Source organism: Quisquiliibacterium transsilvanicum (genome assembly GCF_014202215.1).
GTDB lineage: Bacteria > Pseudomonadota > Gammaproteobacteria > Burkholderiales > Burkholderiaceae_E > Quisquiliibacterium > Quisquiliibacterium transsilvanicum.
In genome coordinates this window covers 22,997-39,234 of record NZ_JACHGB010000008.1, presented here as the reverse complement: position 1 = coordinate 39,234, position 16,238 = coordinate 22,997, and the positions used below count along the sequence as shown (strand labels likewise).

General features: G+C 71.9%; 14 protein-coding genes. 6 read left to right on the top strand and 8 right to left on the bottom strand.

What is annotated here, in order from left to right:
• Window positions 1-16 precede the first annotated feature (16 nt).
• Both HNQ70_RS18415 and HNQ70_RS18410 read left to right on the top strand, forming a co-directional pair.
• Entirely contained in the window at window positions 17-1,501 is a 1,485-nt protein-coding gene (locus HNQ70_RS18415) for a class I adenylate-forming enzyme family protein (protein WP_183970547.1), read from the top strand.
• Window positions 1,498-2,535, top strand: coding sequence for a Bug family tripartite tricarboxylate transporter substrate binding protein (locus HNQ70_RS18410; RefSeq protein ID WP_183970546.1), 1,038 nt, complete (start codon window positions 1,498-1,500; stop codon window positions 2,533-2,535). Before HNQ70_RS18415 ends, HNQ70_RS18410 begins: the two co-directional genes overlap by 4 nt.
• 110 nt (window positions 2,536-2,645) lie before the next feature.
• Here the strand turns inward: HNQ70_RS18410 and HNQ70_RS18405 are convergent, their stop codons facing one another.
• On the bottom strand, window positions 2,646-4,352 hold the full coding sequence (locus HNQ70_RS18405; RefSeq protein WP_183970544.1) for a M10 family metallopeptidase: 1,707 nt from the start codon (window positions 4,350-4,352) through the stop codon (window positions 2,646-2,648).
• 135 nt (window positions 4,353-4,487) lie between these two features.
• Between HNQ70_RS18405 and HNQ70_RS18400 the strand changes: the two genes are divergently transcribed.
• Window positions 4,488-6,110 carry a thymidine phosphorylase family protein gene (locus HNQ70_RS18400; RefSeq protein WP_183970542.1) on the top strand — a complete coding sequence of 541 codons (1,623 nt, stop codon included), beginning with the start codon at window positions 4,488-4,490 and terminating at the stop codon, window positions 6,108-6,110.
• Window positions 6,110-7,006, top strand: a complete 897-nt coding sequence (locus HNQ70_RS18395; protein WP_183970540.1) for a ribose-phosphate diphosphokinase — start codon at window positions 6,110-6,112, stop codon at window positions 7,004-7,006. Before HNQ70_RS18400 ends, HNQ70_RS18395 begins: the two co-directional genes overlap by 1 nt.
• 1 nt (window position 7,007) lies before the next feature.
• Here HNQ70_RS18395 and HNQ70_RS18390 read toward each other — a convergent pair whose 3' ends face one another.
• From HNQ70_RS18390 to HNQ70_RS18380, 3 genes are read right to left on the bottom strand one after another with little or no spacing between them, the layout of a single operon-like run.
• Window positions 7,008-8,045, bottom strand: coding sequence for an NADPH:quinone oxidoreductase family protein (locus HNQ70_RS18390; protein WP_183970537.1), 1,038 nt, complete (start codon window positions 8,043-8,045; stop codon window positions 7,008-7,010).
• A gap of 1 nt (window position 8,046) precedes the next feature.
• Complete coding sequence (locus HNQ70_RS18385; RefSeq protein ID WP_183970535.1) at window positions 8,047-8,439, bottom strand: carboxymuconolactone decarboxylase family protein; 393 nt, start codon at window positions 8,437-8,439, stop codon at window positions 8,047-8,049.
• A gap of 29 nt (window positions 8,440-8,468) precedes the next feature.
• Window positions 8,469-9,245 carry an SDR family NAD(P)-dependent oxidoreductase gene (locus tag HNQ70_RS18380; protein ID WP_183970533.1) on the bottom strand — a complete coding sequence of 259 codons (777 nt, stop codon included), beginning with the start codon at window positions 9,243-9,245 and terminating at the stop codon, window positions 8,469-8,471.
• An 86-nt stretch (window positions 9,246-9,331) separates the two neighbouring features.
• Between HNQ70_RS18380 and HNQ70_RS18375 the strand changes: the two genes are divergently transcribed.
• The gene (locus HNQ70_RS18375) at window positions 9,332-10,378 is read left to right on the top strand and encodes a P1 family peptidase (RefSeq protein WP_183970531.1); all 1,047 of its coding nucleotides are present in this window, start codon (window positions 9,332-9,334) and stop codon (window positions 10,376-10,378) included.
• Between the two features lie 61 nt (window positions 10,379-10,439).
• A complete protein-coding gene (locus tag HNQ70_RS18370; RefSeq protein ID WP_183970529.1) occupies window positions 10,440-11,837 on the top strand; it encodes an amidase in 1,398 nt (465 codons plus the stop codon).
• 28 nt (window positions 11,838-11,865) lie between these two features.
• Here HNQ70_RS18370 and HNQ70_RS18365 read toward each other — a convergent pair whose 3' ends face one another.
• The 4 genes from HNQ70_RS18365 to HNQ70_RS18350 all read right to left on the bottom strand — a co-directional run bounded on the left by HNQ70_RS18365 (window position 11,866) and on the right by HNQ70_RS18350 (window position 16,163).
• Window positions 11,866-13,107, bottom strand: a complete 1,242-nt coding sequence (locus HNQ70_RS18365; protein WP_183970527.1) for an MFS transporter — start codon at window positions 13,105-13,107, stop codon at window positions 11,866-11,868.
• An 11-nt stretch (window positions 13,108-13,118) separates the two neighbouring features.
• Window positions 13,119-13,688 (bottom strand): cation diffusion facilitator family transporter, encoded by a 570-nt coding sequence (locus HNQ70_RS20680; protein ID WP_183970525.1) that lies wholly within the window; start codon window positions 13,686-13,688, stop codon window positions 13,119-13,121.
• Complete coding sequence (locus HNQ70_RS18355; RefSeq protein ID WP_221302896.1) at window positions 13,685-15,268, bottom strand: bifunctional aminoglycoside phosphotransferase/ATP-binding protein; 1,584 nt, start codon at window positions 15,266-15,268, stop codon at window positions 13,685-13,687. Before HNQ70_RS18355 ends, HNQ70_RS20680 begins: the two co-directional genes overlap by 4 nt.
• 85 nt (window positions 15,269-15,353) lie before the next feature.
• A complete protein-coding gene (locus HNQ70_RS18350; RefSeq protein ID WP_183970521.1) occupies window positions 15,354-16,163 on the bottom strand; it encodes a YceH family protein in 810 nt (269 codons plus the stop codon).
• Window positions 16,164-16,238: the final 75 nt, after the last annotated feature.

Sequence of the window (16,238 nt, the reverse complement as noted above, 5' to 3'; positions counted from 1 at the left end):
CGAACGGAGCAACCGGATGAATTACCGCAGGGCCGAGCCCAACATCGCCGACCGGATCGACGCCCGCGCCCGTGAGCACCCCTGGGCAGTGGCGTGCATCGACGACGGCCGGGTGCTGTCCTACGCCGCCTTCTCGGATGCGGTGCATCGTGCCGCCGCGCAGCTGCAGGCCGCCGGCGTCGGCCCGGGCACGGTGGTCGGCACCACGCTGGGCCAGTCGGCCCTGCACCTGGCGGCGGTGCTGGCGGCAGCGCGACTGGGCGCGACCTCGATCGCGCTCCGGCCGCTGCTGAGCGCGGAGCGGCGCGGCGCCGTCGCCCGCCGCTACGGCGTGGGACTGGTGGTGCGCGAGTCGTCGCTGGCCGCGACGCCGGTGGGCGCGGAGGTGCTGCTCGACGCCGGGCTGTTTGAGCCGTCGAAGCTGCCGGCGCCGCGCGTGGCCTGCGCAGACGCGTCGGGCCGCCCCTGGCGGCTCGCCCTGTCCTCCGGAACGACCGGGGTGCCCAAGGCCGTGGCGGTCAGCCACGCGGCGCTGGACACCTCGGCCTGGCTGTACGGGGGCGTGCCACAGGCCCGGGGCGGGCGGCGACATCTGCTGTTCCTGGACCTGAACGCCGCGGTCAGCATGAACATGGCGCTGCGCCGCCTGGTTTCCGGCGACCCGGTAGTGCTGGTTCCAGGCGTCTCTCCAGACCGCTTTTTCGATGCAGTGGACCGCTACGGCATCGACGCCAGCCGGATTTCTCCCCATATGCTGGGCCTGCTGGCGGATCACGCGCCTGGCGGCGCGCTCCGCTGCCCGGGGCTGACCCTGACGGTGACCGGCGGCGCGCTGCCCGCTGCGCTGAGGGAGCGCGCGGCGCGCCTGGTCACCGACCGAATCCTGGTCAGCTATGGATCCACCGAAACCGGCTCGCTCGCGCTCGTCGATGCCGAACAGCGGGCGCGGCGGCCGGACGCTGCCGGCCTGCTGCTGCCCTGGGCGCAGGCGCAGGCAGTGGACGATGCGCATCGTCCGCTGCCGCCCGGCGAGACCGGGCGGCTGCGGTTCCGCGGCCCCGAGGTCGCGACCGGGTACGTCGACGACCCCCGGGCCGACCAGGCGTCCTTCCGCGATGGCTGGTTCTACCCGGGCGACCTGGGCTCCCTGGCGGCGGACGGCATGCTGCTGCTCGCCGGGCGGACCGACGAAATTCTTGACGCGGGCGGCCGGAAGGTCAACGCGAATGAGGTGGACGCCGCACTGCTGGAGCATCCGGACGTGGCTGAGGCAGCGGCCTTCGTGGCGCTGACGCCGGCCGGCCGGCCCTTGCTGATCGGCGCGGTGGTGAGTCGCGGCGCCTTCGACGCCGCGGCGCTGCTTGCGCATGCCCGCAGCCGGCTCGGGCCTGCGGCGCCCGACCGGGTCGTTGCGGTGAGCTCGCTGCCGCGCAATGAGAGCGGCAAGGTGCTGCGCAGCCGGCTCGCCGCGGCCGCCCGGATCGGTGCGGGCGCGCGATGAGCCGCGGCGCAGAGGCACCGAAAGCCAAAGCCTGCCGGATCAGCCGCGACGATCTCCGGCCAGGGCCGGGCGACGGCCGGAGGGCGCTGCTAGGCGCCTGCGCGGCGATCGCGCTGACGCCGCGCGCCTCGCTGGCGGCGCAGGCCGGCTGGCCGGAGCGTCCGCTGCGGGTGCTCGTCCCCTTCGCGCCGGGCGGCACCGTCGATCTCTCCGCGCGTCTGCTCGCGCCTCGCCTGGCAGAGCGGCTGGGGCAGCCGGTGGTCGTGGAGAACCGGCCAGGGGCGTCAGGCAACCTGGCGATCGAGTCGGTCGCCAGGGCACCGGCGGACGGTTACACGCTGCTGTACGCGCCCACCGCCCTGGTCATCAATCCGCATCTGGTGCGCGGCTCGCTCGATCCCCTGCGCGCGCTGGCGCCGATCTCGATGGTCAGCCGCAACTGGCTGACGCTGCTGGCGCGCAGGGACCTGCCGGTCCGCGATGTCGCTGGACTGCTGGCGCTGGCGCGCGCCCGGCCCGGTGCGGTCACCTGCGGCACCGCCGGCGGAATGCCGCAGCTCGGCTGCCTGCTGTTCGAGTCGCTGGCCGCGGTGGATCTGAACGAGATCCCCTACAAAGGCATGGGACCGGCGACGCTGGACCTGGCCGCTGGCAGCATCGACCTGCTGTTCGGCGTGGGCGCGATCTCGCAGTCCTTCGTGGAGTCCGGGCGGGCGCGGGCGCTGGCGATCACCGCCGGTGCGCGGCGCGCCGGCTGGACGGAGGGCCTGCCGACGCTGTCGGAGACGCTGCCCGGCTACGTGCTTGAAGGCTGGGAGGGCCTGCTGGCACCGGCGGGAACCGATGCCGCGATCGTCGAGCGGCTGAGCCGCGAAATCGCCGTCACGCTGGCCGAGCCAGCGGTGCGCTCCCGCCTCGTCGAGCTGTCGCTGGAGCCGGTGGGCAGCGCGCCAGCGGAGTTCGCCCGGGCGATCGCGCGCGACATGAAGCGCGTCGGCGAGATCGCCGCGCGGGCCGGGCTGGAGCCGCAGTAGCGGCGCGGGCTGGCCTGCGCCGGACAGCTTCCCGCTCTGCGTCGCGCGCCAGCCGCGCCGCTTTCCGCAGCGCGTCTTGCGGCACAGCCGCGCCCCCACCGGCCGCTGGCTCAGCCCTCCAGCAGCGCAACCCCGATCAGTGACAGCAGCGCCGCCTCGCTGTAGACGTCGGTGGCGGGCGTCACCGGCTCGAGGATCGCGCGCAGCGTGTCGAGATCGGTGGTGCTCTGGCCCATGTACTCGGTGTAGAACTTCGAGACCACGATCTGGTTGCGGAACTGGATAGCGGTGCCGCCCCAGTCGGCGTCGTCCAGCGGCTTGTCCGCGAGGTTGCCGAACACCGTGTGGATCACGTGACCCAGCGTGGCGCCGCTGTCGAGCGATGTGCGGATGTCGGTGGCGGCCTGCAGCTTCGCCGCGATGCCCGCGCTGTCCTTGACGATGTTCGCCACCATCGCGTCCGCCAGCGCCTGATGGTCCAGCGACGACGGGTAGACCGAGGTGAACTGCTGCTTGCCCGTGAAGACTTCGACGATCTCCGGCACGCTCATCCCGTAACGCCAGGCCAGCGCCAGCTGTTCCATGTACTCGACGCCGGGAGCCGCGTCGAAGGCCACGATGAAGAAGTGCCAGAGATCTTCTGGCAGGTCGTCCCAGGTGCCGTGGGCGCGCGAAGCGGCATGGACCGTCCGGTCGGAGAACCTGAGCAGCTCGACGTCTGCGAGCGTGTCGCTGCCCTCCGCGCCAGACTTGTCGGTGACGGTGAGCAAGCCGTCGGTGAAGCCCAGGCGGTAGCCTGACGCGGCGCCCGACCAGATGACCGTGTCGATGCCGGCGCCGCCGGCGATCGAGTCGTTGCCGCCGCCGCCCTGCAGGAGGTTGTCTCGTTCGTTGCCGATCAGCAGGTCATCGGCCGCGCCGCCGCGGGCATTCTCGATCCAGGTTCCGGGCGCGATCGTGACAGTCTCGAGGTCCGGCCAGGAGCTCTCGAAATCCTTGCTCCAGTAGGTGAGCGGATCGCCCAGCATGCTCCTGGCACCCGGAGCGAGGTCGATCAGAGCGCCCTCGGTGGCCCCCTCCCAGGCGACGGTGTCGTTGCCGCCGGCATCCCAGAGCGTCTCGAAGTAGCGCTCGCCCTGGCGGAACACGTGCACGTCGTCGCCGGCCCGGTGCGAGGTGTTGGCGCCGTACAGATGCTGGATGGCGAGGATGTCGTAGGGCATCGGAGTCGTCGGCTCGAAGTCCACCCAGGATCCCGGGCTTCCCACGAAGGCGGTGTAGCTCATCAGCGTGTTGCCATAGCCCTCCTGGTCCTGCGGCAGGCGGACGGCGCCCTCGAAGGGGTGCGCCAGGCCCAGTGCATGGCCAATCTCGTGCAGCAGGGTGGAGTAACCGTAGCTGCCGGGCTCGAAGTCGTCGCTCCACGGTGCGTCGGAGTTCAGCCAGACGTCGCCGGCCTTCGCAGGCTCACCCACCTCGTAGGTGTGCGACTGCTCGTCGGGACCGGCCGAGGTCCAGCCGAAGCGGATGGTCCCGGAGCCGGCGGCATTGTCCGCGACCTCGACGAAGCGGACGTTCGCGACCGACGACCAGGCTTCGAGCGCCGAGCGGACGGCCTGGCGCTCGGCGTCCGACAGCGCCGCGAAGCCGGTCCAGGGCTCTGCGCTCTCGCCGCCGGGGGCGTAGCTCGACCACACGCTCTGCAGGCCCGAAAAACTGTAGGTGATCTCCTGCGCAGGTCCGGTCTGCCAGCGCAGGGGGCCGGCCAGGGCGTCGATCCGCGGGTCGCCGGTGGCGGCGACGGTGAGGGTGGGCATGTCGTGTCGTTCCGGTTGGCTTCGGGCCGGCGCTGCCATCGCACTGGCAGGCGGGGCGCCGCTGCAGGGGAGGGGTGTGATGGTCCGTGGATTAAGCTTCGGGTGTCCTGTTCCGCCGCATTGCGCTCAGCTTCGATGTCGACATCTTCCAGGGAAGCTCCCGAGGGCCCCGGTGCCGATCGCGCCCGCCCGGTCACGCCTGCGCCGCCGCGCCTGTCGGCCGTCCGGGTCGGGATCGACACCTTCAAGGAGAACGTCGCATTCCTGCACCGGGACTGCAGCATTGTCGATGCGGAAGGCTTCCAGGCCCTGTCCAAGGTCGATCTGTCGGTGAACGGCAATGGCAACGGCAGCGCGAATGGTCGCACCATCTCCGCAGTTCTGAACGTGGTGGACGACGAACGGATCGTCGGCCCCGACGAGATCGGGCTTTCCGAGCAGGCCTTCGCCCAGCTCGGCGTGCCCGAGGGCACCGAGCTGGCGATCGCGCACGCCGAGCCGCCCGCGTCGATGCACGCGCTGCGGCGCAAGATCGGCGGCGAGCGCCTCGCGGCCGACGAGTACCTGGCGATCGTGCGCGACATCGTCCACCGCCGCTACTCGAAGATCGAGCTCGCTGCCTTCGTCGTCGCGTCCGCGCAGTTCGAGCTCGACCGCGACGAGGTGGTCTACCTGACCGAGGCAATGGCCTCCTTCGGGCGGCGCCTGGACTGGCGCGAGCGCCTGGTGGTCGACAAGCACTGCATCGGCGGCATCCCGGGCAACCGGACCTCGATGCTGGTGGTGCCGATCGTCGCAGCACACGGCATGCTGATTCCCAAGACATCGAGCCGTGCGATCACCTCGCCGGCCGGCACCGCCGACACGATGGAAGTGCTTGCCGACGTGGACCTTCCCTTCGACCGGATGGCGTCGATCGCGCACTCGCTGCGCGGCTGCCTGGCCTGGGGCGGCCGCGCCGAGCTTTCGCCTGCCGACGACGTGCTGATCGCAGTCGAGCGGCCGCTGTCGATCGACTCCCCCGGGCAGATGGTCGCCTCCATCCTCTCGAAGAAGCTGGCCGCGGGCTCCACGCACCTGGTGCTGGACATCCCGCTGGGGCCGTCGGCGAAGGTGCGCTCGATGACGGAGGCCCAGCGCCTGAAAAAGCTGTTCGAGTACGTGGCCAGGCACGTCGGCATCACGCTGGACGTGGTGATCACCGATGGCCGGCAGCCGATCGGCCGCGGCATCGGGCCGATGCTCGAGGCGCGCGACGTGATGCAGGTGCTGGAGAACGATCCGCAGGGGCCGCCCGATCTGCGCCAGAAGTCGCTGCGCCTGGCCGGGCGCGTCATCGAGTTCGATCCGGACGTGCGCGGCGGCGAGGGCTTCGCGATCGCCCGGGACATCCTGGATTCGGGCCGAGCGCTGCACAAGATGAACGAGATCATCGATGCCCAGGGGCGGCGCGAGCAGGCGCCCGGGCTCGGCCGGCTGTCGATGGAAGTGAACGCGCCGCGCGACGGCGTCGTGGTGGGGGTCGACAACCTGCAGCTCGCGCGCATCGCCAGGCTTGCCGGTGCGCCCCGGGTGAAGGGAGCCGGAGTCGACCTGTTCCACGCGATCGGCAGCCTGGTGAGCGCCGGTCAGCCGCTCTACCGCATCCATGCCGATTATCCTGCGGACCTGTCCTTCGCCTCGCGCCTGGCAGCCCGTTCGACCGGCTTCGAGATCGGCGCGGGCGATGCGGTCCCGAAGGCCTTCGGGGAGTTCTGATGACGACTGCAGCGGATGCCTCGGAGGCGACGATCCTCGCACTGCCGGGCTCGGAGGCGGGCGCCGCCGACCTCGCCAGCGAACTGGGATGGGGCTGTGAGCCGGTGCGGCTGCACCGCTTTCCGGACGGCGAGTCGCGCCTGAGCCTGCCGGCGCGGCTGCCGGCGCGGGTGGTGCTGTTCGACTCGCTGCATGATCCCGACGCCAAGCTGGTCACGCTGATGCTTGCAGCCGAGACTGCGCGCGAACTCGGGGCCCGGGAGCTGATCCTGGTGGCGCCCTACCTGTGTTACATGCGCCAGGACATCGCCTTCGAGCCGGGACAGGCGGTCAGCCAGCGCATCGTCGGGCGCTTTCTCGGCAGGATGTTCGACGCTGTATTCACTGTAGACCCCCATCTGCACCGCATCGAGCGACTGTCCCAGGCGGTGCCGTCGGCGCGCGCGGTCTCGCTTTCGGCAGCCGGTGAGATCGGCCGGCTGGTCGTCGACCGGGGGATGCAGCCGCTGATGCTCGGGCCGGACGCCGAATCGCTGCCCTGGGTGCGGGCCGCGGCCGCGGTGGGCGGCTTCGGCTTCGCAGTCTGCGAGAAGACCCGGCTGGGCGACCGCTCGGTCGAGATCGTGCTGCCCGAGGCGCCGATCCGGGGCAGGGCGGTGGTGCTGGTCGACGACATGGCCAGCACCGGCCGCACCCTGGCGCGCTGCGCGGCGCTGGCGCTGGCGGCGGGGGCCGTCAGCGTGGACGTCGCGGTGACGCACGCGCTGTTCGTCGGGGACGCGCTCGCGGAGCTGCGTGACGCGGGGATCCGTGAGGTCTGGAGCACTGACGCCATCCCCCACGAGACCAACCGGATCCGGCTCGCGCCGCTGCTGGCGCGCGCGCTGCGCGGCTGACTCAGCCGCGCGCCGGCATCTCGATCACCACCTTGCCCACCACCTTGCGGTCGGCGATGTGGCGCAGCGCGTCGAGCGCGCGCTCCAGCGGAAACCGGTCGCTGATGTGCGGCCGGAACACTCCCTGCTCGGCCAGCAGGTCGATGGCGCGCAGGTTCTCGGCGCCCTTGAGCGGGTCGCGCCGGCCATACTCGCCGGCCCGCACGCCGACCACCGAGAAGCCCTTGATCAGCGGGATGTTCGCCGCGATGGTCGGGATCCGCCCGCTCACGAAGCCGATGACCAGCAGGCGGCCATCCCAGGCGATGCAGCGGGTGGAGGCGTCGAAGACGTCGCCGCCGATGGGGTCGTAAATGACGTCCGCGCCGCGCCCGCCGGTGAGCTCCTTGACGCGCTCGCGCAGGTCCTCGCGGGTCAGGTTGATCACCTCGTCCGCGCCCTGCGCGCGCACGATCGCCAGCTTCTCGTCCGAGGTGCCGGTGGCGATCACGCGCGCGCCCAGGTGCCGGCCGAGCTGCACCGCTGCCATGCCGACGCCGCCGGAGGCGCCGTGCACCAGCAGGGTCTCGCCGGCGGCGAGTCCGCCCTTGCGCACCAGCGCAACGTAGGAGGTGATCGCGGCGGCCTGGAAGGCCGCGCCCTGGGCGAAATCGTGTCCGGCGGGCAGCGCTCGCACGCTGGTCGAGGGCAGGACGATCCGCTCGGCATAGCAGCCCGTCTTCTGGTGGGCGAGCACGCGGTCGCCGACCGAGAACTCCCTGACCTCGGAGCCGACCGCGGCCACGATCCCCGCGCCTTCCATGCCCAGCACGAAGGGCGGATCGGGCCGGAACTGGTAGAGCCCCTTGGTCATCAGCAGGTCGGGGAAGTTGACCGACGCGGCGCGCAGGTCCACCGCGACTTCGCGCGGTCCGGGCGCGAAGCGGGGCAGCGAGCGCAGCTCGACGCCGGAGAGATCCTCGCTCAGGCGGTGGCAGACGAAGGCGCGGTAGGTGTCGGTGGTCGTGCCGGGCGCGGTCGCCCGTTGAATATCTGTCATTTCAGCTCTGTTCCTTCTCTGCGAGAACGCGTCTTGCGATCCTGAAGCTGTCCAGCGCGGCGGGCGCGCCGCAGTACACCGCCGTCTGCAGCAGGATCTCCTTGATTTCGGCGGCGTTCACCCCGTTGCGCAGTGCGCCGCGCAGGTGGATCTCGAACTCGTGCGGCCGGTTCAGCGCGGTGAGCATCGCCAGGTTCAGCATGCTGCGGGTCTTGAAATCGAGCCCCGGGCGCGCCCAGGACGCGCCCCAGGCATGTTCGGTCACGTAGTCCTGCAGGTCGCGGGTGAAGTCGTCCGCGCCCGCGAAGGCCTGCTCGACGTAGGCCTCGCCGAGCACGCGGCAGCGCGCCTCGTAGCCGCGCCGCCAGGCTTCCGGTTTGTCGCTGGTGTCCATGGTCTGCGCTCCTTGCTGGCCCGTCGGGCTCATTCGCCGCGCGGCGAGCCCGCGAGCCGTCCGCCGTCGATGACCAGGGTCTGGCCGGTCATGAAGCTGCCGGCCTTCGATGCGAGGAACACCGCCGCACCCGCGATCTCGTCGGGCTCGCCGATGCGCTGCAGCGGCGCGGTTTCGACCGACTTCTTCAGGATGACGGGATTTTCCCAGAGCGCGCGGGCGAAGTCGGTGCGGATCAGGCCGGGCGCGATGCAGTTGGCGCGCACGTTCTGCGCGCCCCATTCGACCGCGAGGTTGCGCGCGAGCTGCATGTCGGCAGCCTTGGAGATGCAGTAGACGCCGAGCTGGTTGGAGCCCTGGAAGCCGCCGATCGACGACACGATGATGATCGAGCCGTCGCCGCGCTCGGCCATCTGCGGCGCAACCATGTTGCACAGCCAGAAATTGCTACGCACGTTGCTGTTCATGATCCGGTCGTAGGCCTCGTCGGGCATGTCCACCGAGCGCCCGAAGAAGGGATTCACGGCCGCGTTGCAGACCAGGATGTCGATGCCGCCCCACTCGACCCTGGTGGCGTCCACCAGCGCCTGCAACTCCTCCTTGCGGCCGATGTGGCAGGCGCGGGCAACCGCCGTGCCGCCCTTGGCGCGGATCGCCGAGGCGACCTCCTCGCAGGCGTCGAGCTTGCGGCTGGAGATCACCACCCTGGCGCCGTGCTCGGCGAGGCGTTCGGCGATGGCACGGCCGATGCCGCGGCTGGCGCCGGTGATCACGGCCACCTTGTCTTTCAGGTCGAACAGCGTCATTGCGGTCTCCTCCGGATGTCGGGCGATCATAGCGGCTTTGCCCGTGGCGCCCGGTCCGGATCCGCGCGATGAAGTAAGCTTTCCCGATGAACGAAACGCAGCCTCGCCGCGCCGCGCCGGCCCCGCTGCCCGGCGGCGCCGTGACCGACGTGCGGGGCATCCGGGTCGGGCATTTCACCGACCCGCGCCGCCCGACCGGCTGCACCGTGATTCTCGCCGAGGAGGGCGCGGTGGCAGGCGTGGACGTGCGCGGCGCGGCGCCCGGCACGCGTGAGACCGACCTGCTCGAGCCGGGCAACCTGGTGGAGCGTGTTCACGCGGTGCTGCTGGCTGGCGGCAGCGCCTTCGGGCTCGACGCAGCGGGCGGGGTGGTGCGCTGGCTGGAGGAGCGCGGCGTGGGGCTGCAGGTGGGGCCCGCGTGCGTGCCGATCGTGCCCGCGGCGATCCTCTTCGACCTGCTGGTCGGAGATCATCGTGTGCGCCCGGATGCCAGCGCCGGCTACGCGGCCTGTGCCGCGGCGTCCGATGCGCCGCCGGCCGAGGGCTCGGTGGGTGCCGGCGCCGGCGCCACGGTGGGCAAGCTGTTCGGGATCGAGCGCGCGATGAAGGGCGGCATCGGCACTGCCTCGGTGCGCGTGGCCGGCGTCAACGTGGGCGCGATCGTCGCGGTCAACGCGGTCGGCGACGTGCTCGATCCGCACACCGGCGCGGTGATCGCGGGCGCGCGCAGCGCTGACGGCATGTGGCCACTACGCACCGCCGAGGCGATGCTGCGCGGCGAGTGGCCCGCTGCCTCGGCGCCGGTGACGCAGCCGGGAGGCGCGACCACCATCGGCCTGGTCGCCACCGACGCGGTGCTCGACAAGGCGCAGGCGCGCCGGCTTGCGCAGGTGGCGCACGACGGCTTCGCGCGCACCATCGATCCGGTGCACACGCCGTATGACGGCGACACGATCTTCGCGCTGGCCACCGGCGCCTCGGGGCTGCGCGTCGACCTCGCGCTGCTCGGGGTGGCGGCGGCGCTGGTCACGGCCGCGGCCGTCGTGCGCGGCGTGAGCCGCGCCCAGGGTATTGCCACCTCGGGCCTGCCCCGCCTGCCGTCGGCGCGCGACCTGGGCTGGATCCGCGGCTGAATCCCAGGCTGGTCGTCCACCGGTCAACCGCCCGAATCTTCGACCCGACAGGAGTCCCCGCATGATCGAACTGCATCGACTCGGCGCCGCCGAACTCTCGGAGGCCTTCGCCACCGGGCGCCTGTCTCCCGTGGAAGCCGCACAGGCGGCGCTCGGGCGGATCGACCGCTGGGAGCCCTCGATCAATGCGATGTACCTGGTGCACCGCGAGCAGGCGCTCGCCGACGCGCGCGCGTCGGAAGCGCGCTGGCGCTCCGGCAGCCCGCTGTCGCCGATCGACGGGGTGCCGATCACGATCAAGGAAAACATCTACACGCGCGGCGATCCGGCGCCGATCGGCAGCGCCGCTGCCGACCTGACGCCGAAGGCCGCCGACGCGCCGCCGTCGGCCCGGGTCCGCGAGGCCGGCTGCGTCATCCTGGGCAAGACCACGATGCCCGACTTCGGCATGCTCTCGTCGGGGCTGTCATCGATCCACGGCGTCACTCGCAACCCCTGGCGCCTGGACCGGAACACTTCAGGCTCGTCCTCTGGCGCCGCGGCGGCGGCAGTCGCGGGGTATGGCCCGCTGCACCTGGGCACCGACATCGGCGGGTCGGTGCGGCTGCCGGCCACCCACTGCGGCCTGTTCGCGCTCAAGCCCAGCCTCGGGCGGATCCCGATCCATCCGCCCTACATGGGGCGCGTGGCGGGACCGATGACGCGGACCGTCCGCGATTCGGCGCTGCTGATGAACGTGGTGACCCGTCCCGACGCGCGCGACTTCATGTCGCTCCCCTGGCAGCAGGAGGACTACGCGGCGGGGCTCGACGGGCTGGAGCCGCGCGGCCTGCGCATCGGCTTCCTGCCGGACATGCGGGTCGGGCTGCCGGTGGACCCGGAGGTGGCTGCAGTGGCCGCTCAGGCGGCCGGCGCGCTGGCCGCTGCCGGCGCGATCGTCGAGGAGATCCCGTCGTTCCTGACCGGGGAGATGCTCGAGGGGATGAACGTGTTCTTCGAGGCGCGCTCCGGGAACGACGTGGCTGCGATGAGTCCGCAGGCGCGCGCGAAGCTGCTGCCCTTCATCGTCGAGTGGTGCACCTGGCGCTCCGGCGGATTCACCGGCAGCGAGGTGATGGCCGGTTACACGCGGGTGATGGAAATGCGCGAGGCGGCGGTCCGCGCGGTCGGCGCCTACGCCTTCGTCCTGTCGCCGACCTCGCCGATCCCCGCCTACGAGGCCGGCGTTCCGTCGCCCGGCAGCGATCCGCACCGGGCCCTGCCGCACATCGCATTCACCGTTCCGTTCAGCATGAGCGAACAGCCGGCGTCCTCGGTCAACTGGGGCTATACCGGCGACGGGATGCCGGTTGGCGTGCAGGTGGTCGGGCAGCGCTTCGACGATCTCGGGGTGCTGCGGATGTCGCGGCTGCTCGAGCGCCTGCGCCCGCCGCAGCGCCCGTGGCCTGAGCCGGCCTGAGCGCTGCCCGTTCTGCCGGCGCGCCGGATCAGGCCGGCGCCGGCTGTCTGAAGGTCCGCCAGGCAGCCCAGGTGGCGCCCGCCGAGCACAGCGCGCAGGCGGCCATGACCGGGACGTAGCTGCCGGTATGGTCGAAGATCGCGCCAGCAGCCACCGGGCCCAGCAGGTTGCCCAGCGCGGCGCCGCTGTAGAGCACGCCGATGATCGACGAGATCGCGCGTCCGCCGAACAGGTCCATGCAGATGGGGGGCAGCAGCGAGACGATGCCGCCGTAGCACAGGCCGAAGCAGACGGCGAACACTGCGAGCAGGCCATAGCCCGGCGCCAGGTACCAGAACGCGTAGGACGCCCCCAGCAGCGCCATCATCAGCACCAGGCTGCGCAGGCGCCCGAGCCGGTCGGCGAGCCAGCCGATCGCGAAGCGTCCGACCAGGCTGCCGATGCCGATCAGGCCCACCAGCCCCACGGCGAGCCCTTCGGCGATCGACAGGTCGCGCGCATGGGCGGACACGTGGGCGAAGGGGGTGAACATCACCGGCGCCGCGAGCATCGTCGATGCGTACAGCCAGAGGAAGCGGCGGTCGCGGATCGCCTCGCGCAGCGGCATTCCCGCCACTGCCGCGGCCCGTCCGCCCAGGCCTGCCAGCGGCGGGCCGCCGTCGGGGCCCTGGTTGCGGCGCGCCGGGTCCTTCTCCATGCACATCGCCGAAGCCACGCCGACGGTGGCGACCACCGCGGCAAGGATGCGCATGCCTTCGCGCCAGCCCCAGGCGTCGATCCAGGCAGTCACCAGCAGCGGCAGCACGACGGTGCCTGCGCCGATCCCGGCGCTGGAGATTCCGGAGGCGAGCCCGCGATGGCGCAGGAACCAGGGCTGGACCGCGCCCATCGTCGGCGTATAGACCAGCGCGATGCCGATGCCGACCCCGGCGCCGAAGGCCATGTACACCGCCATCAGCGATTGCGCGAAACTCGCTGCCAGGAGGGCGGCAGCGATGATCGCCATGCCGGTGGTGGTGGTAATGCGCGGCCCGAAACGGTCCGACATCGCGCCGCCGCCGACGCCGAGAACGAAGTAAAGCAGCCCGGAAAGGCCGAAAACCATCGCGACGTCGGCGCGCTGGGCGTCGAACTCCTGCGCGAACGACTGGAAGAAGGCCGCGAACGAGTACGAAGTGCCGAAGATGGTGCCGAGGCCGACGAAGGCGGCCCACACCACGATCCAGCCGTAGAACACGCGCGGTCGAGCAGCGGAGTCGGGTGCCTGCATGGGTCGTTCCTTCAGGGGCTCAGGGTCGCTGCGCCGGGAGGCTGGCTGGCGCAGCGGCGGCGGCGGGACCGTCGTCGCGATCCAGGAATCGGTCCGCCATCGAGGCGGAGTCCTCGATCGGCTCGAGATGGGTGAACACGGTGCTGCGCTGGATTGCGGCCCGCATGGAAGTCCAGCCCTTGGGCCCGACAGCCCTCGAGCACCGCATCCAGGGCCTCGAGCTGGCCGGAGGGCAGGACGCCGTCCATCAGGCCATGCGCTGAGTGCCGGGCCAGCCGCCAGCCAGTCCAGAGGATGTTGACGCCGGCCGCCGGCGCGATCAGGGCCCCCTCGAAGGCGCAGGAGAAGGACTCTGCCTTGCCGTGACCGAAGGCGTGCAGCTCGTCAGCGGGGCGCGATGCGATCGCGAGCATGGCAAGGGCCATCACCGCCCCTGCGACGTTGACCAGCGACTCGAGCGCGTCGGACAGGAAGCCGACTGATCCGGTGAGCCACCAGGCGCCGGATTTCAGCGCGATGGTGACCAGCGCTGCAAGGATCGACAGCCAGGCGAAGCGGCGAAGCGGACCGGGATGGCTCATCGGGATGGCGGGGTCGTGGAGTGGCTGCAGCGCGACAGCAGGGCCTGCCCGAGCGCCGCGGCGTCGGCCGGGGTCGAAGTGTCGACGCGGATGGCGCAGGCCTCTTCGTCGGCGCCGAGGGGTTCGAACGTCTTGCGCTGCGCTTCGAGCACCTCGAGGGTCGCGTCCGATGGATCGCTGCCGGCGCGCGCACGTGCCTGCACCCGCTCCCGAAGCAGCGCGACCGGCGCGTCTGCGACAAGGATGCCAAAGCCGGTGCCGTGCTCGGCCGCCAGGCTGCGCAAGGCGTCGCGCTGGCTGCGGCGCAGGAAGGTGGCATCGACCAGGGCCGGGAAGCCGGCGTCGGCGACCGTGCCCGCCAGGGACGCGAGCCGCTCGTAGACCTGCCCGGTGCGCCCGGGCGCGTACAGTCCCGCGCCCGGCGGGGCGCCGGCCCGGTCGGCTGCGGCCAGGCCGGCCAGCCTCTTGCGCTCGACGTCCGAGCGGATCCGCACCCAGTCGCCGGACTCGGCGAGCGCGAGCGCGAGCCGGCTCTTGCCCGAGCCGGACACGCCCATGGTGATCGCGATTGCGCGCGGGCGCGGGGACGCGAGGCGCTCGGCGAGGGCGACGTCGGCGCGCATCTCGGCGAGCGCCTCGTCCTGCCCGGTGCCGGGGGCGGACTGGGTGGCGCGCAGCGCCGCCACCTTGGCCCGGACCAGCGCGCGATAGGCCAGCATCGCCGGCAGCAGGGCGAGTCCGGCGAAGTCGCCGCTGCGTTCCAGCCAGGCGTCGAGGAATCGCCGCGCGAGCCCGGGGTGCCCGAGGCGCTCCAGGTCCATCATCGTGAACGCCACCTCGGCCACCACATCGGTCCAGCGCAGGCCGGGATCGAACTCGAGCGCATCGAAGGGCACGGGGTGTCCTTCGATCAGCACGACGTTGCCCAGGTGAAGGTCGCCATGGCACTCGCGCACGAAGCCCTCGGCGCGCCGGCTGGCAATCAGTGGCGCGAGCCGTTCGTGCTGCGCGCGCATCCAGCCCTCGAGCGCCTCCAGGCGCACACGTTCGGCGGCCGCCATCCCGGTGCGCGCCAGCACCTCGAAGTTGCCGATCCAGTGCGCGAGCACCTGCTCCGGGCTGCCCCAGCCCGAGTCCGGCGGATCCCTGTCGGCCGCCGAATGAAAGTCTGCGACCAGCGCCGCCAGTGTCTCCACGTGCGCCGGCTCGAGTTCGCCGCGCGCCGCCAGCGCGGCGAATTCGTCGGCGCGCCGGAAGCGGCGCATCCTCACTGCGTACTCGATCGGCTCGCCGTCGCCGTCGATGCGTGGCGCTGCCGCCGGGCCGGCGATCGGCGCGACCCCCAGGTAGAGCTGCGGCGCGAGGCGCCGGTTGAGCCTCAGCTCCTCCTCGCAGAACCGACGGCGCCGCTCCAGCGAGGAGAAGTCGACGAAGCCGAAGTCCACCGGCTTCTTTACCTTGTAGGCAAAGTCGCCCGCGAGCAGCACCCAGGAGATGTGCGTCTCGACCAGTCGGACCGGGCCGGACGGGTGCGGGTAGGCGTGGGGATGCTGGAGTCCCTCGATCAGTGGAACGGCCATGGTGTGCATCAGGGGGGTAGCGGCCGATTCTTGCATGCGCGTGGCCGGCGCGCGACCTGGTGGCGCGCGCCACCCCTCGAGCCGTTCACGCGTCCGTGGCAGCTGAATTCGCACTTGCACCAGCGGCGTTCGCGGCGCCCGTCTGCCGGGTGCCGGGTTCGTCCTCGCCGGCTTCGACCCGGCCGGTCTGCTCTGCCCGGGACTGCTCGATGCCGAGCTCGGCGCACAATCGCCGGACGGTCGCTTCCAGCGCGGCGACCCGGGCTTCCAGCGTGTCGATCCGCGCCTGGGCGGATGCCGCAGAGGGCGCGCCGTCGAGCCGGTGGCTGCCCGGAACGGCGGAAACCGCGGCGCCTTCGATGAGATCCCGTTCCATCGGCGCAGCCGCGGGCGCGCCGCACAGCAGCTGCACCCAGCGCTGCTCGCGGGCGCCCGGCTGGCGCGCCAGCCGGCTCACCAGCGCGCCCGCGGGCCAGGCCGCCAGCTCCTCGAGGAACGCCTCGAGCGCGGAGGCGTCCGAGAAGCGCTGCAGGCGCTCGGTGTTGGCCCGCAGCTCCGCCGCGGTCTGCGGGCCGCGCAGCAGCAGTGTCGCCAGCAGCGCCACCGACTCGGTCGGCACGCCGAGCACCCGCTTCGCGTTGTGTGAATAGCGCATCACGCGGCTGCCGCTGGATTCGATCACCAGCGACAGCCGGCGCAGGCGCTCGAGGGCGTCCTGGACCTCGCCCTCCGACAGCGTCATCACCGGATCGCGGCTGGTCTTCTGGTTGCAGCCGGCCAGCAGCGCGTTCAGCGTCAGCGGATAGATGTCGGGCACGGTGAGCTGCTTCTCGACGAGCACGCCGAGCACGCGCGCCTCGACGGCGGAGAGGAGGGGGATCGACTGTTCTGGCATGGAGGTTCCGGTCTGGCTGGCGCTGGCGGGCAGTGTATAGCGGCGGTCGCGAGGCGGCCGCCGCCGCCGACCTTC